The sequence below is a fragment of the Microbacterium album genome (assembly GCF_014643695.1).
Classification (GTDB): Bacteria; Actinomycetota; Actinomycetes; order Actinomycetales; family Microbacteriaceae; genus Microbacterium; species Microbacterium album.
The window spans coordinates 1-650 of sequence record NZ_BMJY01000041.1; the positions used below are offsets into that span (position 1 = coordinate 1).

At 69.8% G+C, this 650-nt stretch carries 1 protein-coding gene; it reads left to right on the plus strand.

What is annotated here, in order from left to right:
- Nucleotides 1-566, plus strand: a 566-nt coding sequence (locus tag IEX37_RS15845; protein WP_229663333.1) for a type 2 periplasmic-binding domain-containing protein, incomplete at its 5' end; no start/stop codon positions are given.
- Between the last annotated feature and the right edge of the window lie 84 nt (nt 567-650).

Here is a 650-nt window from a genome sequence, read left to right on the forward strand (position 1 = left end):
ACATCGTGCCGTTCATCCCGCAGGCCGGCTCGGGCACCCGCTCGTTCTGGCAGTCGACGATCGGGTCGTTCGGCCCGAGCGTGACCGACAGCTACACCGCGGGCGGTGCGCAGCACGACGTGCAGGAGCACGACGGCACCGTGACCACCCAGGTTCCGAACGCGATCGTGCCGTTCTCGATCGCGCAGTGGATCGCCCAGGACAACAGCGCGGACCTCGAGGACTACTACGGCACGGTCGTCAACGACCGTCGTGTCGGCGCGGTGCTCGGCAGCGTCAGCGGTGTCAACCCGACGGTGACGGTGGGCGGCACGGAGCAGCTCAACACGGCGTTCCCGATCTCGCGCCCGGTGTTCACGGTCGTGCACCACGCCGAGCTGTCCACGAACGCCGCGCTGGCCGCGGTGTTCGCGGGCGAGGACGGGCTGGCCTACACCGCCACCCGCCCGGGCACGATCGACCAGCTCGTGATCACCGACTTCGGCTTCGGTGACCTCACGGGCGGCGTCACGATCAACAACGTCACCTACCACCCCGGCGACACCACCTCGTTCCGCACGAACTGACCGTTCGCGCACCTGAGCCGAACGGCTGAGCCGTGACGCTCGCTGTGGGTGCCCGCCTCGCGCGGGCACCCACAGCACCCCCGC